General features: G+C 74.0%; 23 protein-coding genes and 1 pseudogene. 16 read left to right on the top strand and 8 right to left on the bottom strand.

Going from position 1 to position 26,112, the window contains the following annotated elements:
* Positions 1–158 precede the first annotated feature (158 nt).
* Positions 159–1,499 carry a transcriptional regulator gene (locus tag ACZ56B_RS24205; RefSeq protein ID WP_468794256.1) on the top strand — a complete coding sequence of 447 codons (1,341 nt, stop codon included), beginning with the start codon at positions 159–161 and terminating at the stop codon, positions 1,497–1,499.
* Positions 1,500–1,592: 93 nt separating this feature from the next.
* A pseudogene (locus ACZ56B_RS24200) lies at positions 1,593–1,842 on the top strand (NUDIX hydrolase); the annotation flags it as partial.
* Positions 1,843–1,909: 67 nt separating this feature from the next.
* Here the strand turns inward: ACZ56B_RS24200 and ACZ56B_RS24195 are convergent.
* The 3 genes from ACZ56B_RS24195 to ACZ56B_RS24185 all read right to left on the bottom strand — a co-directional run bounded on the left by ACZ56B_RS24195 (position 1,910) and on the right by ACZ56B_RS24185 (position 4,278).
* On the bottom strand, positions 1,910–2,770 hold the full coding sequence (locus ACZ56B_RS24195) for a 3-hydroxybutyryl-CoA dehydrogenase (protein WP_468794253.1): 861 nt from the start codon (positions 2,768–2,770) through the stop codon (positions 1,910–1,912).
* A 306-nt stretch (positions 2,771–3,076) separates the two neighbouring features.
* On the bottom strand, positions 3,077–3,271 hold the full coding sequence (locus ACZ56B_RS24190; RefSeq protein WP_468794250.1) for a DUF1918 domain-containing protein: 195 nt from the start codon (positions 3,269–3,271) through the stop codon (positions 3,077–3,079).
* A gap of 89 nt (positions 3,272–3,360) precedes the next feature.
* Positions 3,361–4,278 (bottom strand): DMT family transporter, encoded by a 918-nt coding sequence (locus ACZ56B_RS24185; RefSeq protein WP_468794247.1) that lies wholly within the window; start codon positions 4,276–4,278, stop codon positions 3,361–3,363.
* Here ACZ56B_RS24185 and ACZ56B_RS24180 point away from each other — a divergent pair.
* Together ACZ56B_RS24180 and ACZ56B_RS24175 are read left to right on the top strand one after the other, a co-directional pair.
* On the top strand, positions 4,277–5,734 hold the full coding sequence (locus ACZ56B_RS24180) for an aminotransferase-like domain-containing protein (RefSeq protein ID WP_468794244.1): 1,458 nt from the start codon (positions 4,277–4,279) through the stop codon (positions 5,732–5,734). The genes ACZ56B_RS24185 and ACZ56B_RS24180 overlap by 2 nt on opposite strands.
* Before the next feature lie 119 nt (positions 5,735–5,853).
* On the top strand, positions 5,854–6,447 hold the full coding sequence (locus tag ACZ56B_RS24175) for a histidine phosphatase family protein (protein ID WP_468794241.1): 594 nt from the start codon (positions 5,854–5,856) through the stop codon (positions 6,445–6,447).
* Here ACZ56B_RS24175 and ACZ56B_RS24170 read toward each other — a convergent pair.
* Entirely contained in the window at positions 6,429–6,869 is a 441-nt protein-coding gene (locus ACZ56B_RS24170) for a DUF6314 family protein (protein ID WP_468794238.1), read from the bottom strand. The genes ACZ56B_RS24175 and ACZ56B_RS24170 overlap by 19 nt on opposite strands.
* A 147-nt stretch (positions 6,870–7,016) precedes the next feature.
* Between ACZ56B_RS24170 and ACZ56B_RS24165 the strand changes: the two genes are divergently transcribed.
* The 7 genes from ACZ56B_RS24165 to ACZ56B_RS24135 all read left to right on the top strand — a co-directional run bounded on the left by ACZ56B_RS24165 (position 7,017) and on the right by ACZ56B_RS24135 (position 15,506).
* Positions 7,017–9,500, top strand: coding sequence for an alpha-L-arabinofuranosidase C-terminal domain-containing protein (locus tag ACZ56B_RS24165; RefSeq protein WP_468794235.1), 2,484 nt, complete (start codon positions 7,017–7,019; stop codon positions 9,498–9,500).
* Positions 9,501–9,776: 276 nt separating this feature from the next.
* Positions 9,777–10,469, top strand: coding sequence for a hypothetical protein (locus ACZ56B_RS24160; protein ID WP_468794232.1), 693 nt, complete (start codon positions 9,777–9,779; stop codon positions 10,467–10,469).
* A 212-nt stretch (positions 10,470–10,681) separates the two neighbouring features.
* Positions 10,682–11,710: an N-acetyl-gamma-glutamyl-phosphate reductase gene (gene argC, locus ACZ56B_RS24155; RefSeq protein ID WP_468794229.1), complete on the top strand. Its 1,029-nt coding sequence runs from the start codon at positions 10,682–10,684 to the stop codon at positions 11,708–11,710.
* Positions 11,707–12,858 (top strand): bifunctional glutamate N-acetyltransferase/amino-acid acetyltransferase ArgJ, encoded by a 1,152-nt coding sequence (gene argJ, locus ACZ56B_RS24150; RefSeq protein ID WP_468794226.1) that lies wholly within the window; start codon positions 11,707–11,709, stop codon positions 12,856–12,858. The genes argC and argJ overlap by 4 nt, the downstream gene beginning before the upstream one ends.
* Positions 12,855–13,757, top strand: coding sequence for an acetylglutamate kinase (argB, locus tag ACZ56B_RS24145; protein ID WP_468794223.1), 903 nt, complete (start codon positions 12,855–12,857; stop codon positions 13,755–13,757). Before argJ ends, argB begins: the two co-directional genes overlap by 4 nt.
* Positions 13,754–14,959, top strand: a complete 1,206-nt coding sequence (locus ACZ56B_RS24140; protein ID WP_468794220.1) for an acetylornithine transaminase — start codon at positions 13,754–13,756, stop codon at positions 14,957–14,959. The genes argB and ACZ56B_RS24140 overlap by 4 nt, the downstream gene beginning before the upstream one ends.
* A 7-nt stretch (positions 14,960–14,966) precedes the next feature.
* A complete protein-coding gene (locus ACZ56B_RS24135) occupies positions 14,967–15,506 on the top strand; it encodes an arginine repressor (protein WP_468794217.1) in 540 nt (179 codons plus the stop codon).
* 152 nt (positions 15,507–15,658) lie between these two features.
* Here ACZ56B_RS24135 and ACZ56B_RS24130 read toward each other — a convergent pair whose 3' ends face one another.
* The 4 genes from ACZ56B_RS24130 to ACZ56B_RS24115 all read right to left on the bottom strand — a co-directional run bounded on the left by ACZ56B_RS24130 (position 15,659) and on the right by ACZ56B_RS24115 (position 19,544).
* The gene (locus ACZ56B_RS24130) at positions 15,659–16,396 is read right to left on the bottom strand and encodes an FAD:protein FMN transferase (RefSeq protein WP_468794214.1); all 738 of its coding nucleotides are present in this window, start codon (positions 16,394–16,396) and stop codon (positions 15,659–15,661) included.
* Between the two features lie 55 nt (positions 16,397–16,451).
* Positions 16,452–17,228 (bottom strand): FMN-binding protein, encoded by a 777-nt coding sequence (locus ACZ56B_RS24125; RefSeq protein WP_468794211.1) that lies wholly within the window; start codon positions 17,226–17,228, stop codon positions 16,452–16,454.
* 39 nt (positions 17,229–17,267) lie between these two features.
* Positions 17,268–18,650, bottom strand: coding sequence for a ferredoxin reductase family protein (locus tag ACZ56B_RS24120; protein WP_468794208.1), 1,383 nt, complete (start codon positions 18,648–18,650; stop codon positions 17,268–17,270).
* A 306-nt stretch (positions 18,651–18,956) separates the two neighbouring features.
* Positions 18,957–19,544 carry a pyridoxamine 5'-phosphate oxidase family protein gene (locus tag ACZ56B_RS24115; protein ID WP_468794205.1) on the bottom strand — a complete coding sequence of 196 codons (588 nt, stop codon included), beginning with the start codon at positions 19,542–19,544 and terminating at the stop codon, positions 18,957–18,959.
* Between the two features lie 402 nt (positions 19,545–19,946).
* On the opposite strand from ACZ56B_RS24115, the gene ACZ56B_RS24110 reads away from it, so the two are divergent.
* The 5 genes from ACZ56B_RS24110 (at position 19,947) to ACZ56B_RS24090 (ending at position 25,947) form a co-directional block, all read left to right on the top strand.
* Complete coding sequence (locus ACZ56B_RS24110) at positions 19,947–21,140, top strand: argininosuccinate synthase (protein ID WP_468794202.1); 1,194 nt, start codon at positions 19,947–19,949, stop codon at positions 21,138–21,140.
* Positions 21,141–21,246: 106 nt separating this feature from the next.
* Positions 21,247–22,674: an argininosuccinate lyase gene (argH, locus tag ACZ56B_RS24105; protein ID WP_468794199.1), complete on the top strand. Its 1,428-nt coding sequence runs from the start codon at positions 21,247–21,249 to the stop codon at positions 22,672–22,674.
* Between the two features lie 75 nt (positions 22,675–22,749).
* Positions 22,750–23,721 carry an aldo/keto reductase gene (locus ACZ56B_RS24100; protein ID WP_468794196.1) on the top strand — a complete coding sequence of 324 codons (972 nt, stop codon included), beginning with the start codon at positions 22,750–22,752 and terminating at the stop codon, positions 23,719–23,721.
* Positions 23,722–23,847: 126 nt separating this feature from the next.
* Positions 23,848–24,408 (top strand): TetR/AcrR family transcriptional regulator, encoded by a 561-nt coding sequence (locus tag ACZ56B_RS24095; protein ID WP_468794193.1) that lies wholly within the window; start codon positions 23,848–23,850, stop codon positions 24,406–24,408.
* A gap of 6 nt (positions 24,409–24,414) precedes the next feature.
* Complete coding sequence (locus tag ACZ56B_RS24090; RefSeq protein WP_468794190.1) at positions 24,415–25,947, top strand: MFS transporter; 1,533 nt, start codon at positions 24,415–24,417, stop codon at positions 25,945–25,947.
* Positions 25,948–26,112 lie beyond the last annotated feature (165 nt).

Genomic DNA, 26,112 nt, shown 5'->3' with positions numbered 1-26,112 from the left:
AGCCGGCGGCCCGGCCGGCCTCTTTCGAGGCGCCCCAGTCAACCGGCCGGAAGCCCTCCGCGACAGCGCGCGCACGCCGCGGATCCGAGCACTGCGTTCACACCCCGTGTGAACGGGCGGCCACTACTCTGACGGCACCGACCCACCCGGGGGGCCGCATGCAGCCCAACACTCTGCTCGACGCGATCATGGACGAGGCGGGGATCTCGCACGCGGGTCTGGCCGCGCACGTCAACCGGGCCGGACGGGCACGCGGGCTGAGGCTGAGGTACGAGCACACGGCCGTCGCCCGGTGGCTGAAGGGGCAGCGGCCCCGGGGCCAGGTGCCCGACCTGATCTGCGAGGTGCTCGCCGCCCGGCTGCACCGCCCGGTCACCCTCGACGACGTCGGGCTCGGCGTGCCCGGCGGGCCGTCCCCCGCGCACACCGGCCCGCTCGGCGGACTCGTCGAGCGGGCCACCGCGCTGTGGCGCTCCGACCAGCGGCGGCGCCCCCACCTCCTCGACGCGCCCGCGCTCACCGGTACGCCCGCCGTGATGCCCGTGTGGGAGTGGGAGAACCCGCCCGAGGACACGGACGTCTCCCGCGACGGCCGGCACCGGGTCACGCCGGGCGACCTCGACGTGCTGCGCGCCGCCCGCACCCACTACGAGCAGATGTACCGCAAGGCCGGCGGCATCGCGACGCGCGCCCGGATCGTCGGCTTCCTCAACGCCGGGGCCGCCCCGCTGCTGCGCGGCGGGTACACCGACGCCACCGGCCGGCGACTGCACCGGGCCACCGGCGGGCTGGTGGCGATCGCCGGCATCTGCGCGTACGACTCCGACGCGCACGGCCTGGCCCAGCGCTACTTCCACCAGGCGCTGAGGCTCGCGAAGGCCAGCGGGGACCGGGGCTTCGGCGCGTACGTGACGGCGCTGCTGGTCAACCAGTCGCTGTACCTGCGGGAGTACCGGCAGGCCGTCGCGTTCGCGGAGGCGGCGCTGCGCGCGGCCGGCCGGCACGTCACCCCGGCGCTCGCCTCCGACCTGTACGCGATGCAGGCCAAGGCCTACGCGCACCTCGGCGACGGGGCGGGCGCGCTGGCCCGCATCCGGCGGGCCGAACAGGCGGCCGAGCGCATCCGGCGCGGGTGCGAGCCCGAGGAGACCGGCTACGTCCAGCCCGGCCTGGTCAACGTCCAGGTGGCGGAGGCGCTGCTGAGCCTCGGTGAACTGGCGGCGGCCGGCGAGCACGCAGCGGCGGCCGTGGAGACCCCCGCGCACGACCGGGGCCGGGTGCACCGGCTGGCCATGCTGAGCACCGTCGAACTGCGTCAGGGCAACGCCGACAGCGCGGCGGCCCTCGCGGTGCGGATGGCCGAACAGGCCCGCGGCATGGAGTCGCAGCGGCTGCGCGACCGGCTGCGGGCGGTGCGCGAGCACCTGGTGCGCAGCGGCTGCGCCGGCACGGTCGAGGCGGCCGAACTCATCGACGGGGCCCTGCGCGTACCGGTGTAGGGCGGGGCGCACCGCGGGGACACCGGACGCCCGGCCCGCGTCCCCTCCGCGCCTTCCGCCGCACCGCGGGCGGCCTCCCGTGCGCCTGCTGCCGGGCCCCTGCGCCACCTCCTGGGCGGAGCCGTCCAACGGCCTCACCGACGCCCGGCACCACGTCTTCCGGACCGACGAGGGCGAGTACGTCGGCCACCGCGTGGACGACTTCGAGTCGGACCGCCGGGAGTGGGTGCCCCTCGAGCCGGTCCCCGACCCGGTCGCCCCCGGCGAGGTCCCGGCCGCCACCATGGCGGCCGCGCTGCTCCTGCCGCACCACCTCGGGTTCGGGCGGGACGCCGTGCCCTGACGCCCGAGCGGCGGGCGGACGCAGCGGCCCGGCACCAAAGGTCCGGTGCCGGGCCGCGGCCGGGGCGTCAGCCGTACGTGTAGAAGCCCGAGCCCGTCTTGCGGCCCAGCCGGCCCGCGTCGACCATCCGCTGCAGCAGCGGCGGCGCGGCGTACAGGGGCTCCTTGTACTCCTCGTACATCGAGTACGCGACCGAGGCCACCGTGTCCAGGCCGATCAGGTCGGACAGCTTCAGCGGGCCCATCGGGTGGGCGCAGCCCATCTCCATGCCGTTGTCGATGTCCTCCCGGCTGGCGATGCCCGACTCGAACATCCGGATCGCCGAGAGCAGGTACGGGATCAGCAGCGCGTTGACCACGAAACCGGAACGGTCCTGGGCACGGATCGCGTGCTTGCCCAGCACCTTCTCGGTGAACACCTGGGCGCGGCTCAGCGTGCCCTCGGAGGTGGTGAGCGCCGGGATCAGCTCCACCAGCCGCTGCACCGGCGCCGGGTTGAAGAAGTGGATGCCGATCACGTGGTCGGGCCGCGAGGTGGCGACCGCCAGCTTCACCAGCGGGATGGAGGAGGTGTTGGAGGCCAGGATCGCGTCCGGCCGGGTCACCACCTGGTCCAGCACCTGGAAGATCTCTGTCTTGACCTGCTCGTTCTCGACGACGGCCTCGATCACCAGGTCACGGTCGGCGAACTCGCCGAGGTCCGTGGTGAAGCTCAGCCGGGCCTGCGTGGCCGCCAGCTCCTCCTCGGTGATCTTGCCGCGCCCGGCGGCCTTGGACAGCGAGTTGAACAGCCGGGTACGGCCTATCTCCAGGGCTTCGCCGGTGGTCTCGGCGACCTTGACGTCCAGTCCGGCCCGGGCGCACACCTCGGCGATCCCCGCGCCCATCTGACCGCAGCCCACCACTCCGACGCGTTCGATGTCGGTCACATCGTTCCCTTCGCTCCTGCTTACGGCTGTGGCAGGTCCGCCGGGTCCCGGTGCCTGCTCCGTCCGTGCACGTTACTCCGAAGTATCGATGATCGATCGCCGGGGTGGGGCATCCCGGACGCGGAGCGGACCGTGACCGAGGTGCGAGGGGCTCGGGAGCGTGCGGTGGGGCGCGTGTCGCGCGGAGTGTTCGCGGCGGCGGTCCGGGGCGGCCCGGCGGGGTCCGACCCGGCCGGGGCGAGGGCGCGGGCGGTCGCCGACCGCTGCCGGCAGACCGGCGCACTCCCCGCGCCGGTCTGCCGCGATCTACCGCTGGTGGGCCTTGTGCCGGATCTCGGAGTCGGGGCCGGGCGAGCACACGGCCTCGTGCCCGTCCTCGAAACGGACCCGGTAGGGCGGGTTGCCCTCGCGCCCCATCACTTCGACGATCTCGGCGACCTTGTCGTGCTGACCGACCACCCTGCCGTGCTGGACAAGCTGGTCACCCACGGTTGCGTGCATCGGGGCCTCCTCACGGATGCGGGAGCAGCGGTCCGTGGCATCGAGTCTACGGCGGAGCGCGCCGCCCGGCAGCGGGCCGCACGCACCCCTCAGACGCGGGCCCGCTGGGTGACGGCGATGCACACCAGCACCGCCGCGGCCGTCAGCGGGGCGGCCGCCGTCAGGTGCTCGTCCAGCAGCAGCACCGACCACACCAGCGTGAGCAGCGGCTGGGCCAGTTGCAGCTGGCTGGCCCGGGGGATGCCGATCGCCGCCATGCCCCGGTACCAGACGACCAGCCCGAGGAACTGCGACCCCGCGGCCACCCACAGCAGCCCGGCCACGCCGTGCGCGGTCAGCCGCACCGGCTCGAGGGCCAGCGCGACCGCCGCGGCGGGCACGGTGAGCGGCAGGCACAGCACCAGGGCCCAGCCGATCACCTGCCAGCCCGGCATCACCCGGGCCAGCCGGCCGCCCTCGGTGTACCCGGCCGCGCACACCAGCAGCGCCGCGAAGAGGTACAGGTCGGCCGTGGTCGGCGCGCCGCCGCTCTGCCGGAGGGTGAACGCCGCGACGGCGGCGGCCCCGGCCAGGGCCGCCGCCCAGAAGGTGCGCGAGGGACGGGAGCCGACGCGCAGGGCGGACAGCAGCGCCGTGGTCAGCGGGAGGAGGCCCACCACGACGGCCGCGTGCGCGGTGGTCGAGGTCCGCAGCGCCAGGGTGGTCAGCGTCGGGAAGCCGAGGACCACCCCGGCGCCGACCACCGCGAGCCCGGGCCAGTGGCGGCGGGCGGGCGGCGCCACGCGCAGGGCGAGCAGGCAGCCGCCCGCGATCAGCGCCGCGAGCACGCTGCGCACGGCCACCAGCGACCAGGGGCCGAAGCCCTCCAGCCCCCAGACGGTGGCCGGGAAGGTGAGGGAGAAGGCGACGACGCCGAGAGCGGCCTGGAGGGTGCCCGGGCCGGTGCGGTCCCGGCGGGCGGCGACCGTTATCGGGGGCGCGGGGGTAGCGCTACTCTGTGCTCTCATGCATGAGCGTAGCAGTGTCGGTGATCTGGCGGATCGGCTGCGACGTGAGCTCGACCGCTACTCTCCCGGTGAGAAGCTCCCGTCCAGCCGGGCCCTGGTGGAGCGGTTCCGGGTGAGCCCCGTGACCGTCTCCCGGGCGCTGGGGCGGCTCGCCGCCGAGGGCCTGGTCGTCACCCGGCCCGGGGCCGGCTCCTTCCGCGCCGGGCCCCGGGGCCCGGCCGCTCCCGCCGGGGACACCTCCTGGCAGGAGGTCGCCCTCAGCGCGGACGGCGCCGCCGACCTGGTGCCGCGCTCGGTGGACGCCTCCGGGGTGCTGGACTCGCTCGCCGCGCCGCCGCCCGGGGTGATCGAGTTCAACGGCGGTTACCCGCACCCCTGCCTGCAGCCGGAACGGGCGATGGCGGCGGCGCTGTCCCGGGCCGGGCGCAGGCCGGGCGCCTGGGGGAGGCCGCCCGTGGAAGGGCTGCCGGAGCTGCGCGAGTGGTTCGCGCGCAGCGTCGGGGGTCCGGTGACGGCGGCGGGGGTGCTGGTCACCTCGGGCGGGCAGTCCGCGCTGACCACCGCCCTGCGCGCGCTCGCGCCGCCCGGCGCGCCCGTCCTCGTGGAGTCGCCCACCTACCCGGGCATGCTGGCCGTCGCCCGCGCGGCCGGCCTGCGCCCGGTGCCCGTCCCGGTGGACGCGGACGGCGTGCGGCCCGCGCTGCTCGCGGACGCGTTCCGGGCGAGCGGCGCCCGGGTCTTCGTCTGCCAGCCCCTGTTCCAGAACCCCACGGGCGCCGTGCTCGCGCCCGGCCGGCGCGGCGAGGTGCTGGCCGCCGCCCGCGCGGCGGGCGCCTTCGTGATCGAGGACGACTTCGTCCGGCGGCTGGTGCACGAGGACGCGGGCCCGCTGCCCCGGCCGCTCGCCGCCGAGGATCCCGACGGGGTCGTGGTGCACGTCTGCTCGCTGACCAAGGCGACCTCGCCCAGCTTCCGGGTGGGCGCCCTCGTCGCCCACGGCCCGGTGCTGGAGCGGCTGCGGGCCATCCAGGTCGTCGACACCTTCTTCGTGCCCCGTCCGCTCCAGGAGGCCGCGCTGGAACTCGTCGGTTCGCCCGCCTGGCCGCGCCACCTGCGCGCGCTCTCGGCCGAGCTGCGGGCCCGCCGGGACGCGATGACCGCCGCGCTCCGCCTCCGCCTGCCGGAACTCGCCCTGCCGCACGTCCCCTCCGGCGGCTACCACCTGTGGCTGCGGCTGCCCGACGGCACGGCCGAACCCGCCCTGACGGCCGCCGCCCTGCGCGCCGGCGTCGCCCTCGCCCCCGGCCGCCCGTACTTCAGCGCCGAGCCCCCGGCCGGGCACCTCAGGCTGAGCTTCGCGGCGGTGGCGGGCGCCGGGGAGATCGCGGAGGGGGTGCGGCGCCTGCGGAGCGCCTGCGACGAGGTGCTGGGACGGCCGGACGGGGCGCCGGGGTGAGCGCTCGGCACCGCGCACCGTGGGCGACTTGTCCGTCAGGTCCTGACCTGGGTGAACCCTGAGTAACGTTCGGGGTGGCCCCTCTTGACCCGGGTCCTTGCGCGACTGACGATCGCCGCATGGCACTTCGGGTCACGTTCGTCGCCGCCGCGGGGAGCTCCTCGGTGCTCGCCGAACGCTTCGAGGACGACCGGCCGCTGGACCGGGCCGGCTGGGACGAGGTGCAGCGGGCCGCCCCCGAACTGCTGCCGCTCGCCGCGGCCGAACTGCGCTACTGCTCGCCGACCCCGCGCAGCCGCGCCACCGGGGAGGGCCTCGGATACGCCCCGCTGGTCCAGCTCGCCCTGCGCGACTGCGACATGGGCCGCTGGCGCGGGCTGACCCTGGGCGAGGCGATGGCCCGGGAGCCGGAGGCGGTGGACGCCTGGCTCGCCGACCCGCGGGCCACACCGCACGGCGGGGAGTCGCTGCTGGACTTCATCAGGCGCGTCGGCGGCTGGCTCGACACCCGGCCCGCGGAGGACGGCTGCGGGGTGGTGGCGGTGGCCGAGCCGTCCGTCATCCGCGCGGCCCTGGTGTACGTGCTGAAGGCGCCGCCGGCGACGTACTGGCACATCGACGTCCGCTCGTTGTCGGCGATCGGCGTGGCCGGCCGGGCGGGCCGCTGGAGCCTGTGCCTGGACGGGGGGCCCGCTCAGCCCACGCGTGCGTAACCGGTGGTCAGCTCCAGGTCCTTGGCCGGCCCGCGCACCCGCCAGACCGTGCGCCAGTGGTCCTCGTCGCGGACGGTGAACTCGCCCCGGTAGAGGTCCGCCGAGCACGGGTGGTCGGCGACGTGCCGGCCCGAGGCGAGGTCCAGGTCGTGGAACGGGCGGCCGTCCGCGAACCGCACGCGGGCCGTGCCGCCCGGTCCCGGCAGGAAGCGCAGGGTCCGCTCGGCGGGCCGGGCGACGCCCCGCCAGGTGAAGGTGCCGGACTCCCGGTGCAGCAGGCCGCCGCCCTCCGACGGGCCGAAAACGGTCGCCCCCTCGAAGTGGCCGCGCCCGCCGCTCGCCAGGTCGCGCACGGTGCGCTCCACCCGCCAGCGGCCCTCCAGGTAGGCCAGTACGTCGGGCACCGGCCAGAACTCGCCCATCCCGCCCCTTCCCGTCCGCTCTCCGCCGCCGCACGCCCCGTTGACGTGCTCCTGTCTCCTCCCTATCTTGCCGTTCGAAGTGCTGAATATTGGTCGATATACCGAACGACTCCGGAGTCCCCACGCCCAGAGAGCCGCGGAGCACCCATGTCACGCACCGCACGAAGGCGCGCCCGCCTCGGTCTCGGCCTCACCGCCCTGCTGACGGCCGCCGTCCTCGTCCCGGCCCCCGCGCACGCCGAGGACGTCACCGACTACACGCTCACCGTCGACCCGGACGCCCGGGGCGCGGCGATCGGCGACACGAGGTACGGCGTCTTCTTCGAGGACATCAACCGGGCCGCCGACGGCGGTCTGTACGCCGAACTCGTGCAGAACCGGTCCTTCGAGTACTCCACCGCCGACCACGGCTCCTACACACCCCTGACCTCCTGGACGGTCGGCGGCACGGCCGAGGTGGTGGACGACTCCGGCCGGCTGAACGAACGCAACCGCAACTACCTCTCCCTGGGCGCGGGTTCCTCGGTGAGGAACGCCGGCTACAACACCGGCGTCCGCGTGGAGAAGGGCAAGCGGTACGACTTCTCCGTGTGGGCGCGCGCGGAGAGCGGCACCACCCTCACCGTCACGCTCGAGGACGCGGCCGGCGCGCTCGCGAACGCCCGCGAGGTGGCGGTCGAGGGCGGCTGGGCGAAGTACCGGGCGACCTTCACGGCGTCCCGGACCAGCAACCGCGGCCGCCTCGCCGTCGCCACCGCGAACGCGGCCGCCCTCGACATGGTGTCGCTGTTCCCGCGCGACACCTACAAGAACCAGCCGAACGGCCTGCGCAAGGACCTCGCCGAGAAGATCGCCGCCCTGAAGCCGGGCTTCGTCCGCTTCCCCGGCGGCTGCCTGGTCAACACCGGCTCCATGGAGGACTACAGCGAGGCCAGCGGCTGGCAGCGCAAGCGCTCCTACCAGTGGAAGGACACCACAGGCCCGGTCGAGGAACGCGCCACCAACGCCAACTTCTGGGGTTACAACCAGAGTTACGGGCTCGGCTACTACGAGTACTTCCGCTTCGCCGAGGACGTCGGCGCGATGCCGCTGCCCGTCGTCCCCGCCCTGGTGACCGGCTGCGGCCAGAACAGGGCCACCGACGACGAGGCGCTGCTGGAGCGGCACCTCCAGGACACCCTCGACCTCATCGAGTTCGCCAACGGCCCGGCCACCTCCACCTGGGGCAAGGTCCGCGCCGGGATGGGCCACCCGAAGCCCTTCGGCCTCACCCACATCGGCGTCGGCAACGAGGAGAACCTGCCCGAGGAGTTCTTCGCCCGCTTCCAGCGGTTCCGGGCCGCCATCGAGGCGGAGCACCCGGACATCACCGTGATCTCCAACTCCGGCCCGGACGACACGGGCTCGACCTTCGACACCCTCTGGCGGCTCAACCGCGAGGGCGGGGTCGACATGGTCGACGAGCACTACTACAACAGCCCGCAGTGGTTCCTGCGGAACAACGACCGCTACGACTCCTACGACCGGCAGGGCCCCAAGGTCTTCCTCGGCGAGTACGCCTCCCAGGGCAACGCCTGGAGGAACGGCCTGGCCGAAGCCGCGTTCATGACCGGCCTGGAGCGCAACGCGGACGTCGTCGAGCTCGCCTCGTACGCGCCGCTGCTCGCCAACGAGGACCACGTCCGGTGGTCGCCGGACATGATCTGGTTCAACAACCGCGCGTCCTGGGGATCGGCCTCCTACGAGGTCCAGAAGCTGTTCATGAACAACACCGGCGACCGGGTGGTCCCGTCGGCGGCGAGCGCGACCCCGGACACCAGCGGCCCCGTCACCGGCGCCGTCGGCCTCTCGACCTGGGCGACCAGCGCCGCGTACGACGACGTGAGGGTCACCGCCGCCGACGGCTCGACGCTGCTGAGCGACGACTTCTCCGGCGACGCCTCGCAGTGGAGGCACGTCGGGGGCGGCGACTGGAGCGTCCGGGACGGCCAGTACGTCCAGACCGACGAGGCCGCCGAGAACACCCTGGTCACGGCCGGCGACCCGGCCTGGCACGACTACGACCTGCACGTGAGGGCCACCAAGAAGTCCGGCAAGGAGGGCTTCCTCGTCGCCTTCGGCGTCAAGGACACCGGCAACCACTACTGGTGGAACCTGGGCGGCTGGAACAACACCCGGTCCGCCGTCGAGCAGGCCGTGGACGGCGGCAGGTCGACCCTGGTCTCCCGGGCCGGGTCCGTCGAGACGGGCCGCGCCTACGACATCGACGTCAAGGTGCGCGGCCGCCAGGTCACCCTCTACCTCGACGGCGAGAAGTGGGGCGAGTTCACCGACGACCGGCCGGCCGAGCCGTTCCGCCAGGTGGTCACCGAGGACGACCGGACCGGTGAGCTGATCGTCAAGGTCGTCAACGCCCAGCCGGCCGAGGCCCGTACGGCGATCGACCTCGGCGGCGCGAGGGTCGCCCCCACGGCCCGCGTGACCGTGCTGGCCGCCGACGCGGACGCGGTGAACACGGAGACGGACACCCCGGTCACTCCGGTGACGTCCACCTTCCGGGGCGTCGCGGACGAGTTCACGTACACGTTCCCGGCGCACTCGGTGACGTTCCTGAGGATCAAGCAGCGGTAAGGGGCGGGGGAGGGGCGCGGGCCCGTCGTGCACGGCGGACCGCGCCCGTCCGGGGCGATCGGTGGCGGACCGTCGCCGTCGCTCCCTCTCCGGGGTCCGTCACCGGCCGTTCGTCGGGTCACCGGACGAGAAGGCGACTAGTCTCCCCAGGGCCGCAAGCCGAAGAATCGACGTCCGGGGGGCCGCCCAGCTCGCCACCCGGGCCCGCCACCCGCAGTACCGGGACTGGGGAGCTTTTTCGCTGATCAGCGCCCGTACCACGGATGAGGCAGACGCATGAACGTGACCACCCACCCCGTCGATCTCCTGCCGGAGCGCACGCTGGGCACGCCTCCGGACGCCGAGGCGTTGCGCGGCCGGCTGGCCCTCGGCTGGGACTGCTTCCCCCTCTCGGAGGCGCTGGCCCCCGATGCCTGGGCCGCGTACGCGACCGCGGTCCCGGGCCGCGACCTCGTGCATGTCGTGCTGGTGTGCTCCTTCCTCCCGGAAACGCCGCAGGCCCGTGGTGAGTTCGTGCGAGCGTCACTGGGCCTCTCACTGCGCGCCGGCGCGGCGGAGGGCCCACGCCCGGTGGCCAGGGCGATCGAGCCCGAGGAGCGGACCCGGGCCGTTCCGTCGGCCGACTCGAGGGTCATGCTGGGCATCAACGCGGGACTGCTGAACGTGGAAGCGGAACGCCAGGTGAGCAGTGCGGCACCGGATCGCGCCGAGTGGACGGTCCGGGGGTTCGGCGCCTCGCAGCCGACTCCGATGTGGCAGTTCCGCCGCGTACGGCACCGCCCCCTGGTCGGTGACCACGCGGTTGCCGCCCTGGTCGAGACGGTGCCCGGTCGTCTCAACGAGGCCGACGTCATGCTCGCCGCAGAGTTGCGGCACCGCACGCTGGGAATCCGCCGCTACCGGGCCCACCTGGCGCCCGCGCACGCGTCCTTCACGCTTGCCGGGCCGTCGAGTCCGGCCGGCGGATAGCCGGGCGACCGGGACCGGCGCGGGGCGCCCCGGAGTCCGGCCGCCCGGCGCGTCGGTCGCCGGGTGGCCGGGCCGGCCGGAGACGCGCCGCGCCGCCCCGCCGCGCACGTCCCTCCCGTGACCGGCTGCGGCAAGCCGGGGTGCCGCCACCGCCACATTGCATAAACCTGCGTCGGATCGTATAGTCATGCCATCCAGGAGGAGGGTTTTCCATGGCGGTACGTGCGGCAGTGGCCGGAGCGAGCGGATACGCGGGCGGGGAGCTGCTGCGCCTGCTCCTGGCCCACCCCGAGGTCGGGATCGGGGCCCTGACCGGAAACTCCAACGCCGGGCAGCCGCTCGGCGCGCTGCAGCCGCACCTGCTGCCGCTCGCCGACCGGATCCTGGAGCCGACCACCCCCGAGGCCCTCGCCGGGCACGACGTCGTCTTCCTCGCGCTGCCGCACGGGCAGTCCGCCGCGGTCGCCGAGCAGCTCGGCGAGGACGTGCTCGTGATCGACATGGGCGCCGACTTCCGGCTGCGGGACGCGTCCGACTGGGAGCGGTTCTACGGCTCCCCGCACGCCGGCACCTGGCCGTACGGCCTGCCCGAACTGCCGGGCGGCCGCGCCGCGCTGGAGGGGTCCAAGCGCGTCGCGGTGCCCGGCTGCTACCCGACCGCCGTCTCGCTGGCCCTCTTCCCGGCGTACGCGGCGGGACTCGCCGAGCCCGAGGCCGTGATCGTCGCCGCGTCCGGGACGTCCGGGGCCGGCAAGGCGCCCAAGCCGCACCTGCTGGGCTCCGAGGTGATGGGCTCCATGACGCCGTACGGCGTGGGCGGCGGGCACCGGCACACCCCCGAGATGATCCAGAACCTCTCCGCGGCGGCGGGCGAGCGGGTCTCCGTCTCCTTCACCCCCACCCTCGCGCCGATGCCCCGCGGCATCCTCGCCACGTGCAGCGCGCGGGCCGCGCCCGGCGTCACCGCCGAATCCGTCCGGGCCGCCTACGACAAGGCCCTCGCCGACGAGCCCTTCGTCCACCTGCTCCCGGAGGGGCGGTGGCCCGCCACCGCCTCCGTGTACGGCTCCAACGCCGTGCAGGTGCAGGTCGCGTACGACGCCACCGCCGGCCGGATCATCGCCATCAGCGCCCTCGACAACCTGACCAAGGGCACCGCGGGCGGTGCCGTCCAGAGCATGAACATCGCCCTGGGGCTCGACGAGACCACCGGGCTGACGACGATCGGAGTTGCGCCGTGAGTGTGACGGCAGCGAAGGGGTTCACGGCGGCGGGCATCGCCGCCGGGATCAAGGAGAACGGCAACCCCGACCTGGCCCTCGTGGTCAACAACGGCCCCCGCCGCGCCGCCGCCGGCGTGTTCACCTCCAACCGCGTCAAGGCCGCCCCCGTGCTCTGGTCCGAGCAGGTCCTCAAGGGCGGGCGGCTGTCCGCCGTGGTCCTCAACTCCGGCGGCGCCAACGCCTGCACCGGGCCCAAGGGCTTCCAGGACACCCACGCCACCGCCGAGAAGGCGGCCGAGGTGCTCGGCGTCGGCGCGGGCGAGGTCGCCGTCTGCTCCACGGGGCTCATCGGCGTCCTGCTCCCCATGGACAAGCTGCTGCCCGGCGTCGAGACCGCCGCCGGCCGGCTGTCCGAGCACGGCGGCGAGAAGGCCGCCATCGCCATCAAGACCACCGACACCGTGCACAAGACGTCCGTCGTCACCAAGGACGGCTGGACCGTCGGCGGCATGGCCAAGGGCGCCGGCATGCTCGCCCCCGGCCTCGCCACCATGCTCGTCGTCCTCACCACCGACGCCGACCTCGACAGCGCGGAGCTGGACCGGGCCCTGCGGGCCGCGACCCGGGTGACCTTCGACCGCGTCGACTCCGACGGCTGCATGTCCACCAACGACACCGTGCTGCTGCTCGCCTCCGGCGCCTCCGGGACCAGCCCGGAGTACGAGGAGTTCGCCGAGGCCGTACGGACCGTCTGCGACGACCTCGGGCAGCAGCTCGTCCGGGACGCCGAGGGCGCCAGCAAGGACATCAAGGTCGAGGTGGTGGGCGCCGCGACCGAGGACGACGCCGTCGAGGTGGGCCGCTCCATCGCCCGCAACAACCTCCTCAAGTGCGCGATCCACGGCGAGGACCCCAACTGGGGCCGCGTCCTGTCCGCGATCGGCACCACCGCCGCCGCCTTCGAACCCGACCGGCTGAACGTCGCCATCAACGGCGTCTGGGTGTGCAAGAACGGCGGTGTCGGCGAGGACCGCGAGAAGGTCGACATGCGCTACCGCGAGGTGCACATCGTCGCCGACCTGGCCGCCGGCGACGAGGGGGCCGTCATCTGGACCAACGACCTCACCGCCGACTACGTCCACGAGAACAGCGCGTACTCCTCATGACCACCACACGCAAGCACACCGCGCTGCCCAAGGCGCAGATCCTCATCGAGGCGCTGCCCTGGCTGACCCGGCACCGGGGCAAGACCGTCGTCATCAAGTTCGGCGGCAACGCCATGGTCGACGAGGAACTCAAGGCCGCCTTCGCCCAGGACGTGGTCTTCCTGCACCACGCCGGACTCAAGCCGGTCGTCGTGCACGGCGGCGGCCCGCAGATCAGCCGGGCGCTCGAGACGCACGGCATCGTCAGCGAGTTCAAGGCCGGCCTGCGCGTCACCACCGAGGACGCCATGGACGTCGTCCGCATGGTGCTGGCCGGACAGGTGCAGCGGGAGCTGGTCGGGCTGCTCAACCGGCACGGACCGCTCGCCGTCGGCCTCACCGGCGAGGACGCGCACACCCTCACCGCCACCAGGCACCGGCCCGAGATCGACGGCGAGCCGGTCGACATCGGACGGGTCGGCGAGATCACCGAGATCGACACGGGCGCCATCGAGGCGCTGCTCGCCGACGGCCGCATCCCGGTCGTCTCGTCGATCGCCCGTTCCCAGGACGATCACCATGTCTACAACGTCAATGCTGATACGGCGGCTGCGGCACTCGCTGCTGCACTGGGCGCCGAGACCCTCATGGTCCTCACGGACGTCGAGGGACTCTACGAGGACTGGCCGAACTCCGACGAGGTGATCAGCCGCCTCACCGCCTCCCAGCTCGAGAAGCTCCTGCCGGAGCTGGCCTCCGGGATGGTGCCGAAGATGGAGGGCTGCCTGCACGCCGTGCGGGGCGGGGTGACCACCGCCCGCGTCATCGACGGCCGGGTCCAGCACTCGATCCTGCTGGAGATCTTCACGGACGAGGGCATCGGCACGATGGTCGTGCCCGACGAACAGGGGGAGTCGTGAACAACGAGGAACTGAGCGCCCGGTGGCGGGGCGCTCTCATGAACAACTACGGCACCCCGCGGCTGGCCCTGGTCCGCGGTGAGGGCGCCCGGGTCTGGGACGCCGACGGCAACGCGTACCTCGACTTCGTCGGCGGCATCGCGGTCAACGCCCTCGGACACGCCCACCCGGCGGTCGTGGAGGCCGTCAGCGGGCAGATCGCGTCCCTCGGCCACGTCTCCAACCTCTTCGTCGCCGAGCCGCCGGTCGCCCTCGCCGAACGACTCCTGACGATCTTCGGCCGCGACGGCAGGGTGTACTTCTGCAACTCCGGTGCCGAGGCCAACGAGGGCGCCTTCAAGATCGGCCGGCTGACCGGGCGGAGCCGCATGGTCGCCACCGACGGCGGTTTCCACGGCCGCACCATGGGCGCCCTCGCGCTCACCGGGCAGCCCGGCAAGCGGGAGCCGTTCCTGCCGCTGCCCGGCGACGTCACCCACGTCCCGTACGGCGACGCGCAGGCGCTGGCCGCCGCGGTCACCGAGGACACGGCGCTGGTGATCATCGAGCCGATCCAGGGCGAGAACGGGGTCGTCGTCCCCCCGCCCGGCTACCTCAAGGCCGCCCGCGCCATCACGGCCGCCACGGGCGCGCTGCTGGTGCTGGACGAGGTGCAGACCGGCATCGGCCGCACCGGCACCTGGTTCGAGTACCAGGCCCACGAGGGCGTCCTGCCCGACGTCGTCACCCTCGCCAAGGGGCTCGGCGGCGGACTGCCGCTCGGCGCCACCGTCGCCTTCGGGCGCGCCGCCGACCTGCTCCGGCCCGGCCAGCACGGCACGACCTTCGGCGGCAACCCGGTCGCCTGCGCCGCCGGGCTCGCCGTCCTCGACACCATCGAGGACGAGGGGCTGCTGGAGAACGTCAAGCGGCAGGGGGAGAAGCTCCGCGACGGAATCGAGGCCGCCGGGCACCCCATGGCCGACCACGTCCGGGGTGCGGGCCTCCTGCTGGGTATCGTGCTCACCGAGCCGCTCGCGCCCCAGGTGCAACGGGCGGCTCAGGACGCCGGATTCCTCGTGAACGCGCCCGCTCCCGATGTCGTACGGCTCATGCCGCCGCTGACCCTCGGGGACGACGCGGTGGACGCCCTCCTCGGGGCGCTGCCCGGCATCCTGGACGAGGCCGGCCGGGCAGGCGCGGAAGGACGATCCGGAGAATGAGACGACGATGAGCCAGGAGCAGGGCCAGGGGCAGCACGCCGGGCCCGCCGTACCGCAGACCCGCACCGCGCGCCACCGCAGGATCGTGGACATCCTCAACCGGCAACCGGTGCGGAGTCAGAGCCAGTTGGCGAAGCTGCTCGCGGACGACGGGCTGAGCGTCACCCAGGCGACGCTCTCCCGGGACCTGGACGAACTGAACGCGGTGAAGATCCGCAACACCGACGGCGACCTCATCTACGCCGTGCCGAGCGAGGGGGGGTTCCGGACCCCGCGGGCGCCCCTGGGCGAGTCGGCGAAGGAGGAGCGGATGCGCAGGCTCTCCGCGGAGCTGCTGATCTCCGCGGAGGCGTCGGCCAACCTCGTGGTCCTGCGGACCCCTCCGGGAGCCGCCCAGTTCCTGGCCTCGGCGATCGACCAGGCCGAGCTGCACGACATCCTGGGGACGATCGCGGGGGACGACACGCTGTTGCTGATCAGCCGTGATCCCGAGGGAGGCCAGGCCCTGGCGGACCACCTGCTGAGGCTGGCGCAGAACGGCCACTGAGCGGCGCGGGGCGCGCCGCGGGGCGCGCGTCGCCGTGCGGCCCCGACCGCGCGGCGCCCCGCTCCCTCCGCGGCCCTCCTCTCGAACGCCCCCGGACGGCACGGCCCCTTGCGAAGGGCTCCGAAGGGGCTCCCCCTCGAACGGTGGCCCGGTCAGCCCAGCCGGGCGGCCAGCCCTCCGGTGCACCGCACCTCGTCCCCCGCCGTGATCAGCAGCGCCTCGACGTCCGGCAGGGACTCCAGCCAGTCCAGGGCCTGCCGCGACCCCATCGCGAAGGCGGCCGTGGCCCAGCAGTCGGCCCAGGTCAGACGGGGGGCCACCACGGTGACGGCGATCAGGTCGGTGACCGCCGAGCGGCCGGTGCGGGGATCCACGATGTGGTCGCCGCGCTCCGCCGTGCCGGAGGTGGCCACGGCCAGTTCGCCGGCGCCGGCGGCCGAGACGACGGCGGCGAGACCGCCGGGGCGCAGCGGGTCCGACACGCCCACCCGCCAGGGGCGCTGTGCTCCCGGCACCCCCAGCAGCTGGACGTCTCCGCCCCCGTTGACGCTCACCCCCGTCGCACCGGCCGCGGCGAGCGTCCGCGCCGCCCGCTCGGTGGCCCAGCCCTTGACGATCCCGGTGGGGTCGAGGCGGCCCCGGTAGCGCGGGCTGAACCAGCCGTCGCTCGTCCGCTCCGCCTCTGCGGCCAGCTCCAGCACCTCGGCGACCTCGGGATCGCACTCCCCGGCGGTCAGTTCACCGCGCGCCAGCCGGGAGACCTGACTGTCGTCGCGGTACGTGCTGAACACCTCGTCGGCCCGGTGCAGCCCGGCGACCGCCGTCTCCAGCGCCGCGCGCACCGCGCGGGGTTCCCCGCCGCGGACGTCGAAGGAGAAGACGGTCCCCATCGCCTCCTCCGCGTGACGCACCGCGGCGGGCGCTCCGGGGGATGCGGCCACGGGGTCAGCCCCCGGCCCTGTCCAGCGCCGACTGGAGCGACTGCCGGTAGCCCGCGCTGGTGTAGGTGGCCCCGGAGACCGCGTCGATCTCCGCGCTCTGTGCCGCGACGGCGGCCCGGTTGAGCCGGGGGACGGCGTCGGAGGTGATCCGGTCGCTCTGTCCGCCCGCGGGGGCCTGCACCGCCTCGGCCTTGGTGATCCTCCCGCCGCTGACGGTGATCCGGACCTGGACCGCGCCGTACTGGGTCTGTGCCGCGTCCCCGGTGACGGTCCGGGCCTGCGCGCTGCCCGGGCCCTGCCCGGAGCCGGCCGGGTCCGCCGCGCCGGAGGACCCGGCCGCGCGTGCCTTGTCCAGCGCCGACTGCAGGGACTTCTTGTACCCGGTGCTGGTGTAGGTGGCCCCGGAGACCGCGTCGATCTCCGCGCTCTGTGCCGCGACGGCGGCCCGGTTGAGCCGGGGGACGGCGTCGGAGGTGATCCGGTCGCTCTGTCCGCCCGCGGGGGCCTGCACCGCCTCGGCCTTGGTGATCCTCCCGCCGCTGACCGTCAGGCGGACCTGGACCGCGCCGTACTGGGTCTGCGCCGCGTCCCCGGTGACCGTGCCGTTCCCGATGGGCTGGGCGCCGCCCTGCGGGGACTGGGCCGCCGCGGGCGGGACCGCGCCGCCGGCGGCGGCCGAACCGGGGTCGGACGCCGGTTTCAGCGACAGCAGCAGCACGATGCCCGAGACGGTGGCGGCGGTGGCCAGCACGGCACGCCGGACGGGGTGACTCTTCCTCATCGCTTCTCAAGCTCCTGATGGGTGTGGACGGCCCGTCGCTCACATCTCGAACGACTCGTGATGGATACGGCGGGCGGGGACTCCCGCGCCGCGCAGTGCCTCGTAGACGGACTGCGCGAAGCCGGGCGGCCCGCACAGGAAGACGTCGTGGCGGTCGATGTCCGGGATCTTGCGCCGCAGGCTCTCCGCCGAGATGTCGGGGCGCGCCCCGTCGGGGCTGTTCACCGCGTACATCAGCCGGGCGCCGCGCTCGTCGGCGATCTTGGCCAGCTCGCCCCAGAGCGCCAGGTCCTGCGTGCTGTTGGCCCGGTAGAGCAGGGTGATGTCGCCGGAGGCGCCGGGCAGCGTCTCGAACAGCGCGCGCATCGGGGTGATGCCCACGCCGCCCGCGACCAGCAGCACCTTGCCGCGGCTGCGGCGCTGCGCGGTCAGCGCCCCGTAGGGGCCTTCCGCCCACACGCGCGTGCCGGGCTCCAGCTCGCGCAGCCGGGAGCTGTGGTCGCCGATCGCCTTCACCGTGATCCGCAGCATGCCCGGGCGGGGCGCCGCCGACAGCGAGTACGGGTGGGAGCTGAACCGCATCCCGGGCGCCAGGAACCGCCAGCGGAAGAACTGCCCGGCCTCCGCGCCCATCCGGTGCAGCCTGCGCCCGCCGATCAGCACCGACACCACGCCCGGCGTCTCCTCGACGACCGCCTCGACCCGCATCCGGTGCCGCAGGTTCAGCCGGACGGGGGTGATGATCCGGTACCACAGGACCAGCGCGGTCACGGTGCCGTAGAGCCCGTACCAGAAGGTCTTGGCGGACGGTTCGACGGCGAACTCGTTGCCGGTGGTGATCTGGTGCCAGAACGTCAGGTACACCGCCGCGTAGGTCAGCAGGTGCACGTGGTACCAGCCGTCGTACGGCAGCCGGCGCCGGACCGGGCCGACGGACAGGAGGGCGATCACGAACAGCAGACCGGTGCCGACGGCGGCCTTGCCCATGTCCGGCAGCGTGCCGACGGAGGCGATCGTCTGCTGCACGATGTCGCCGAGGCCCTTGCCCGCCTGGCGGGCGTAGCCCCACATGACGAGGAAGACGTGGGCGGCGACCAGGCTGACGGTGTAGCGGCCGCTCATCGCGTGCCAGCGGGCGACCCGGTCGGAGCCCACCCGGCGTTCCAGCGCGGGCACCCGCGCCATCTGCAGCACCACAAGGGCCATCAGGTAGCCGGCGAGCAGACCCGTGATCCGGCCCGCGGCGACGATCCTGCCCGTGGTGTCCGCGATGGACGGTGTACTGGTCCACCACAGCCACAGCACGGCCACCGCGCCCGCCGCCACGGCGAGCAGCAGGGGCACGGCGGGGGAGCGGCGCGGACGGATGCGGCGCATCGTCTGGCGGCGGGCGGCACGGCCGCCTGCGAGCGTGGTGGTCACGGTTCCTCCGTGGGACTCGGCCCTTGGCCCACACATACGTGCCGTGACGCGGGAGCGTTCAGAGGGGACGCCGTCGTGTTCCCGCCCCGGCGCCGGGCGGTCGCCGCGCGTCCGCCACCGGGGTTCCCCCGGTGGCCGCGGTGATGGTGGAGGGGTGGACCGGCCCCCGGGGCGGCGGCCGTGACCGGGCCGGGTGCCGCCCCGTGTCGCCGCCCGGCCCGGCAGCGCGGACGGCTGCCCGGAGCCGGGTGCGGACGGGGACGGGGAGGCGGGGGCCGGCGGGGGCGGCACCCGGGAGGGCGGGCCTCAGACCGTGGACGGGGGCAGCGGCAACGGCAGCCCGGGCAGTCCGTCCAGGCTGGTGGCGATGTGCTCCTTCTTGGTGAAGTACGCGTTCAGGGAGGCGTCGTCCTCCCGGGCGAACCGCTTGCCGTGCAGGTCACGCTCGGCCTCGTACGCCATGAAGGGCACCGCGTACCCGCACGTGTCGCGGATGAGCTCGGCCGTCACGACGACGATCGCGCGCAGGCCGTGGGGGGTGGGGTCGATGCCGGGGAAGCGGGCGAGGAGCTCCGGGAAGCGGGGGTCGTCGCGGAAGACGGGCTCACCGCGGCCGTGGACGCGCACGATGTTCGGCGGCCCTTGGAAGGCGCACCACATCAGGGTGATGCGCCCGTTCTCCCGCAGGTGGGCGATGGTCTCGGCGTTGGAGCCGGCGAAGTCCAGGTAGGCGACGGTGCGTTCGTCGAGGACGGCGAAGGAGCCCTTGAGGCCCTTGGGGGAGAGGTTGACCGTGCCGTCGGCGGCCAGGGGGGCGGTGGCGGTGAAGAAGAGGGGCTGTTCCTCGATGAACGTGCGGAGCCGGCCCTCGATGCGCTCATAAGTCTTTCCCATGCCTAACGATCGTAGGCGCAGGTCTTTCGACCGTCTAAGGAATTGAGAGGTTGGCGGAGGGGACCGCGGCCGCCCCGGCCGGCGCGTACACGGGGCGTCCGCGGCGCCTGTCACCTCGCTCGACGCGGGTGCAGGCGGCGAGGGGGGCGGGGCGGTGCGGCGCCCCGCCGTCCTCCGGAAGGTCCTGTGCGTGCGGGGTCCCGTCCGGCCGGGGCGTCCCGGACGGAGCGGCGCGGCACCCGCGTGCGACGGGTGGTACGGGAAGGAGGCCCCGCGCGTTCACGGGCCGTCGCGTTCCGGCCGCGGAGTGGCCGGAAGGCGTACCCCGAGGGGCGGATTGACGAATCATGCGGAGTGCTGCATACTCATGCATATCAGCGAATGCACTGTGAGGAGAAACCCGTGACCGAGCGCGTCGTACTCGCCTACTCGGGCGGTCTGGACACCTCCGTCGCCATCGGCTGGATCGCCGAGGAGACGGGCGCCGAGGTCATCGCCGTTGCGGTCGACGTCGGCCAGGGCGGCGAGGACCTGGACGTCATCCGCAAGCGCGCGCTCGCCTGCGGTGCCGTCGAGGCCGAGGTCGCGGACGCCAAGGACGAGTTCGCCGAGGAGTACTGCCTCCCGGCGATCAAGGCCAACGCCCTCTACATGGACCGCTACCCGCTGGTCTCCGCCCTCTCCCGGCCGACGATCGTCAAGCACCTCGTCGCCGCCGCCCAGAAGCACGGCGCCAGCACCGTCGCCCACGGCTGCACCGGCAAGGGCAACGACCAGGTCCGCTTCGAGGCCGGCATCGTCGCCCTCGCCCCCGACCTCAAGTGCATCGCCCCGGTCCGCGACTACGCCATGACCCGCGACAAGGCCATCGCCTTCTGCGAGGAGAAGGGCCTGCCGATCGCGACCACCAAGAAGTCCCCGTACTCGATCGACCAGAACGTCTTCGGCCGCGCCGTCGAGACCGGCTTCCTCGAGGACATCTGGAACGCGCCGATCGAGGACGTCTACGAGTACACCCAGAACCCCGCCCTGGCGCGGGAGCCCGACGAGGTCGTGATCACCTTCAAGCAGGGCGTGCCGGTCGCCCTCGACGGCAGGCCGGTCACCGTCCTCCAGGCGATCCAGCAGCTCAACGAGCGCGCGGGGGCCCAGGGCGTCGGCCGGATCGACATGGTCGAGGACCGCCTCGTCGGCATCAAGTCCCGCGAGGTGTACGAGGCGCCCGGCGCCATCGCCCTGATCACCGCCCACCAGGAGCTGGAGAACGTCACCGTCGAGCGCGAGCTCGCCCGCTACAAGCGCCAGGTCGAGCAGCGCTGGGGCGAACTGGTCTACGACGGCCAGTGGTTCTCCCCGCTCAAGCGCGCCCTGGACGGCTTCATCGCCGAGGCCAACGAGCACGTCAACGGCGACATCCGGATGACCCTGCACGGCGGCCGCGCCGTCGTCACCGGCCGGCGCTCGGAGTCCTCGCTGTACGACTTCAACCTGGCCACCTACGACACGGGCGACACCTTCGACCAGGCCGCCGCCAAGGGCTTCATCGACATCTACAGCCTGTCGGCGAAGATCGCCGCCAAGCGGGACCTGGCGTGAGCCGCACCCGTCTGACGACCCCTCACCCGTACTAGTCCGACGTCCGCCTCCCCACCACGGGTGGGGAGGCGGCGGCACATCCGGAACCCCTTCGAGGAGCACGCAAGTGAGCAGCAACAGCGGTGACGTACGGCTCTGGGGCGGCCGTTTCGCCGACGGTCCCGCCGAGGCCCTGGCGAAGCTGTCCGCGTCCGTCCACTTCGACTGGCGGCTCGCGCCCTACGACATCGCCGGCTCCCGCGCCCACGCGCGCGTGCTGCACCGGGCGGGGCTGCTCACCGAGGACGAGCTCACCCGCATGATCGCCGGCCTCGACCGGCTGGAGGCGGACGTCGCCGACGGCTCGTTCACCGGCACCCTCGCCGACGAGGACGTGCACACCGCCCTGGAGCGCGGCCTCCTGGAGCGCCTCGGTCCGGACCTCGGCGGCAAGCTGCGGGCCGGCCGGTCGCGCAACGACCAGGTGGCCACCCTCTTCCGCATGTACCTGCGCGACCACGCCCGCACCATCGGCGGCCTGATCGCCGACCTCCAGGACGCGCTGATCGGCCTCGCCGAGGCCCACCCGGACGTGGCCATGCCCGGCCGCACCCACCTCCAGCACGCCCAGCCGGTGCTCTTCGCCCACCACGTCCTGGCCCACGTCCAGGCGCTGTCCCGGGACGCCGAGCGGCTGCGCCAGTGGGACGAGCGCACGGCCGTCTCCCCGTACGGCTCGGGCGCGCTGGCCGGGTCCTCCCTCGGCCTCGACCCGGAGGCCGTCGCCGAGGACCTCGGCTTCGAGCGCGGCAGCGCGGCCAACTCCATCGACGGCACGGCCTCCCGGGACTTCGCCGCCGAGTTCGCCTTCATCACCGCGATGATCGGGGTGAACGTCTCCCGGATCGCCGAGGAGGTCATCATCTGGAACACGAAGGAGTTCTCCTTCGTGACCCTGCACGACGCCTTCTCCACCGGCTCGTCGATCATGCCGCAGAAGAAGAACCCGGACATCGCCGAGCTGGCGCGCGGCAAGTCCGGCCGGCTGATCGGCAACCTCACCGGCCTGATGGCGACCCTCAAGGCGCTGCCCCTCGCGTACAACCGCGACCTCCAGGAGGACAAGGAGCCGGTCTTCGACTCCATCGACCAGCTGGAGATCCTGCTGCCGGCCTTCACCGGCATGATGGCCACCCTCACCGTGCACCGCGAGCGCATGGAGGAGCTGGCCCCGGCCGGCTTCTCCCTCGCCACCGACATCGCCGAGTGGCTGGTCCGGCAGGGCGTGCCGTTCCGCGTCGCGCACGAGGTGGCCGGCGAGTGCGTCAAGGCCGCCGAGGCCGAGGGCAAGGAGCTGGACGAGCTGACCGACGAGCAGTTCGCCAAGATCTCCGCCCACCTCACCCCCGAGGTGCGCACCGTCCTCGACGTCCCCGGCGCCCTGGCCTCCCGCAGCGGCCGGGGCGGCACGGCGCCGAGCGCGGTCGCCGTCCAGCTCGCCGAGGTCAAGGCGGACGTGGCCGCCCAGCACGCGTGGGCGAACGCCGGGAGGTGACCGACCGGGTGCCCGGGGGCATCACGGGTTACGTTGGTCCGGCAGCCGCAAGGAGCCGACCGAACGGAGCCCGCGATGCCCTTCGCCCGACTGGCCTCGGCCACCACTCCTACGTGCCACATCGGCCTGGGACTCGCCGCCGTCGGCCGGCCCGGCTACATCAACCTGGGACGTGACGAGGACCTCGGCGCCGACCGCGGCGTCGACGCCCTGCGCGCCCGCACCCACGAGCTGCTCGACGCCGCCTACGCCCAGGGCGTGCGCTACTTCGACGCCGCCCGCTCCTACGGCCGCTCCGAGGAGTTCCTCGCCGACTGGCTGAAGAACCGGACCGACGCCGACGACGTGGTCGTCGGCAGCAAGTGGGGGTACGCCTACACCGCCGGCTGGACCACCGACGCCGAGCGGCACGAGGTCAAGGACCACTCGCTCGCCGCGTACGAGCGGCAGCGCGCCGAGTCCGAGGCGCTGCTCGGGGACCGGCTCGACCTCTACCAGATCCACTCGGTGACCCCGGACAGTCCGGCCCTCACCGACAAGGAGCTGCACGCCCGGCTCGCCGAGGCCGCAGCCCAGGGCCTGACCGTCGGCCTCTCCACCAGCGGCCCGGCACAGGCCGACGCCGTCCGCGCCGCCCTCGCCGTCACGGTCGGCGGCGAGCCGCTCTTCCGTACCGTCCAGGCCACGTACAACGTGCTGGAGACCTCCGCCGGGCCCGCGCTCGCCGAGGCGCACGACGCCGGACTGACGGTGATCGTCAAGGAGGGCATGGCCAACGGGCGGCTGGCCGCCCCGCATGCCCCCGAGGCGCTGCGGACCGTCGCCGAGGAGACCGGCCTGGGCTGCGACGCCGTCGCGCTCGCCTTCGTCCTCAGCCGGCCCTGGGCCGGCGTCGTCCTGTCCGGGGCGGCGACCGTCACCCAGCTCGCCTCCAACCTGCACGCCCCCGCCGTCGACCTCACCGACGACCACCTCTCCCGCCTCGCCGCCCTGGCCGAGGAGCCGCACGCCTACTGGGAGCGGCGCGGCCGGCTGCCCTGGCACTGAGCGCCCCGGGCGCCCCGGGGCGTCCCGGCCGCCCCGGGCGCTCCGGCGTGTCCGCATCCCCGCGCCGTATGAGACGTGCGCGCCCCGGGTGAGACATCATCGTCTCACATGGTTTATATTCGTCTCATGGCTGTCGATCGTGATCAGGTACTGCGCAGCGCCGCCGCCCTGCTGACCCGCAAATCGACCGCGACCATGGACGAGGTCGCCAAGGCGGCCGGGATCAGCCGGGCCACGCTCCACCGGCAGTTCGCCGGTCGGGACGCGCTGGTCAGGGCCCTGGAGGCGCTCGGCATCGCGGAGTGCGAGGCCGCCCTGGAGGCGGCCCGGCCCGAGGAGGGGCCGGCCGCCGACGCCGTGCGCCGGCTGGTGGCCGCGTGCGAACCGCACGCCCCCCTGCTCGCCTTCCTCTACACCGAGAACCAGCTCTTCGAGGGCGAGGAGCAGAACGAGGGCTGGACCAGGATCGACGAGCGGATCGCCGGTCTCTTCCGGCGCGGTCAGGTGAGCGGGGAGTTCCGCATCGACCTCACCCCGGCCTGGCTCACCGAGGCGCTCTACGGACTGCTCGCCTCCGCCGCCTGGGCCGTGGCGGAGGGCCGCGTCGCCCCCAGGGACTTCACCCACATGACCGTCGAACTGCTGCTCGGCGGCGCCCGACGGCAGAACGAGACGACACAGAGGTAAGGAACCATGACCAGCGCCCTGCGACCGGCGGGCCCCACCGAGGCGGCGGAGCGGCCGGGCCGGTGGCTCGCGCTCGCCGTCCTCGTGCTCGCCGTGCTGCTGGTGGCCGTCGACGCGACCGTCCTCGGTCTCGCCACCCCGTACATCAGCGAGGACCTGGCGCCCTCCGGCACCCAGCTGCTCTGGATCGGCGACGTCTACTCCTTCGTGATCGCCGGTCTGCTCGTCTCCATGGGCAGCCTCGGCGACCGTGTCGGCCGCAAGCGGATCCTGCTCCTCGGCGCCACCGCGTTCGGCGCGATATCCGTGCTCAACGCCTACGCCACCACGCCCGGGACGATGATCCTGGCGCGGGCCCTGCTCGGCGTCGCCGGGGCGACCCTGATGCCCGCCACCCTCGCCCTGATCCGCAACCTCTTCCACGACCCGCGCGAACGCAGCCTCGCCGTCGGCATCTGGGGCGCGACCGCCTCCGCGGGCACCGCGGTCGGGCCGGTCCTCGGCGGCTTCCTGCTCGAGCACTTCTGGTGGGGCTCGGTCTTCCTGATCAACCTGCCGGTGATGGCCGTCCTGGTGCTCGTCGGCGCCAAGCTGCTCCCCGAGTCCCGGACGCCGCACCCCGGCCCCTGGGACCTGGCCAGTGTCGTCCTGTCGCTGGTCGGCATGATCGGTGTCGTGTACGCGGTGAAGGAGGCCGCGGCGCACGGCCTCGGCCGGTCCGTTGCGGCCGCCGGACTGCTGGGCGCGGGCGCCCTGTACTCCTTCGGGCGCCGCCAACTCCGTCTCCCCGCGCCCCTGCTGGACATGCGGCTGTTCAAGCACCGCGGCTTCAGCGGTGCCGTGCTCGCGGATCTGCTGACCATCCTCGGACTGTCCGGACTGGTGTTCTTCCTCTCGCAGTACCTGCAACTCGTCCAGGGCAGGCGCCCGCTGGAGGCGGGGCTGGCCGAACTCCCGGCCGCGATCGGCGCGGTGGCGGCCGGTCTGGTCGCCGGCCGCGCCGCCCGGCGCTTCTCGGTGCGCTCCGTCGTCGCCGGCGGGCTCGCCGCCGTCGGCCTCGCGCTGGCGTCCCTCACCGTCATCGGCCAGTCCACCGGATACCCCCTGCTCGGGGCGGCGCTGCTGGTGGTCGGGACCGGCGCCGGATTCTCGTTCACCGTGACCGCCGACGTGATCCTCTCCAGCGTGCCCAAGGAGCAGGCGGGCGCCGCCTCGGCCGTCTCCGAGACGGCCTACGAACTCGGCGCGGCCCTCGGCATCGCCGTGCTCGGCTCCGTGGTCACCGGCGTCTACCGCGGCTTCACCGGTCCCGCGGGCACCCCCGCCGCCGCGCACGAGTCGCTGGGCGGGGCCGTCGAAGCCGCGTCCGGGCTGCCGGCCCGCACCGCCGAGCCGATGCTGGACGCGGCCCGGCAGGCCTTCGTCGACGGCCTGGCACTGGCGGCCGGCGTGGGCGCGGCCGTACTGCTGGCCGCGGCGGTGGCCGCCTGGTTCCTGCTGCGCGGCCAGCGGCTGGAGGACCTCGCCGGACACCCCTGACCCGTTGCCGCGCGAGGCCCGGGACCGTTCCCGCCCCCGTCCGGCGGCCGGGGCTTTGGGGGGGGGGGGGGGGGGGGGGAGGGGGGGGGGGGGAGGGGGGGGGGGGGGGGGGGAGGGGCGCGGCGCGCCCCGGCCCGCCCACTGGACTTGGGCGCCCAAGAAACC

The sequence above is a fragment of the Streptomyces sp. NPDC034670 genome, from assembly GCF_055574875.1.
This window is presented reverse-complemented; position numbering and strand designations above follow the sequence as displayed.

Excerpts from the sequence above, each read along its gene's own strand:
- ACZ56B_RS24205 (WP_468794256.1), top strand. The coding sequence starts at position 159 with ATGCAGCCCAACACTCTGCTCGACGCGATCATGGACGAGGCGGGGATC.
- ACZ56B_RS24190 (WP_468794250.1), bottom strand. The coding sequence starts at position 3,271 with ATGCACGCAACCGTGGGTGACCAGCTTGTCCAGCACGGCAGGGTGGTC.
- ACZ56B_RS24180 (WP_468794244.1), top strand. The coding sequence starts at position 4,277 with ATGCATGAGCGTAGCAGTGTCGGTGATCTGGCGGATCGGCTGCGACGT.
- ACZ56B_RS24185 (WP_468794247.1), bottom strand. The coding sequence starts at position 4,278 with ATGAGAGCACAGAGTAGCGCTACCCCCGCGCCCCCGATAACGGTCGCC.
- ACZ56B_RS24175 (WP_468794241.1), top strand. The coding sequence starts at position 5,854 with ATGGCACTTCGGGTCACGTTCGTCGCCGCCGCGGGGAGCTCCTCGGTG.
- ACZ56B_RS24170 (WP_468794238.1), bottom strand. The coding sequence starts at position 6,869 with ATGGGCGAGTTCTGGCCGGTGCCCGACGTACTGGCCTACCTGGAGGGC.
- ACZ56B_RS24165 (WP_468794235.1), top strand. The coding sequence starts at position 7,017 with ATGTCACGCACCGCACGAAGGCGCGCCCGCCTCGGTCTCGGCCTCACC.
- ACZ56B_RS24160 (WP_468794232.1), top strand. The coding sequence starts at position 9,777 with ATGAACGTGACCACCCACCCCGTCGATCTCCTGCCGGAGCGCACGCTG.
- argC (WP_468794229.1), top strand. The coding sequence starts at position 10,682 with ATGGCGGTACGTGCGGCAGTGGCCGGAGCGAGCGGATACGCGGGCGGG.
- argB (WP_468794223.1), top strand. The coding sequence starts at position 12,855 with ATGACCACCACACGCAAGCACACCGCGCTGCCCAAGGCGCAGATCCTC.
- ACZ56B_RS24135 (WP_468794217.1), top strand. The coding sequence starts at position 14,967 with ATGAGCCAGGAGCAGGGCCAGGGGCAGCACGCCGGGCCCGCCGTACCG.
- ACZ56B_RS24130 (WP_468794214.1), bottom strand. The coding sequence starts at position 16,396 with ATGGGGACCGTCTTCTCCTTCGACGTCCGCGGCGGGGAACCCCGCGCG.
- ACZ56B_RS24125 (WP_468794211.1), bottom strand. The coding sequence starts at position 17,228 with ATGAGGAAGAGTCACCCCGTCCGGCGTGCCGTGCTGGCCACCGCCGCC.
- ACZ56B_RS24115 (WP_468794205.1), bottom strand. The coding sequence starts at position 19,544 with ATGGGAAAGACTTATGAGCGCATCGAGGGCCGGCTCCGCACGTTCATC.
- ACZ56B_RS24100 (WP_468794196.1), top strand. The coding sequence starts at position 22,750 with ATGCCCTTCGCCCGACTGGCCTCGGCCACCACTCCTACGTGCCACATC.
- ACZ56B_RS24095 (WP_468794193.1), top strand. The coding sequence starts at position 23,848 with ATGGCTGTCGATCGTGATCAGGTACTGCGCAGCGCCGCCGCCCTGCTG.
- ACZ56B_RS24090 (WP_468794190.1), top strand. The coding sequence starts at position 24,415 with ATGACCAGCGCCCTGCGACCGGCGGGCCCCACCGAGGCGGCGGAGCGG.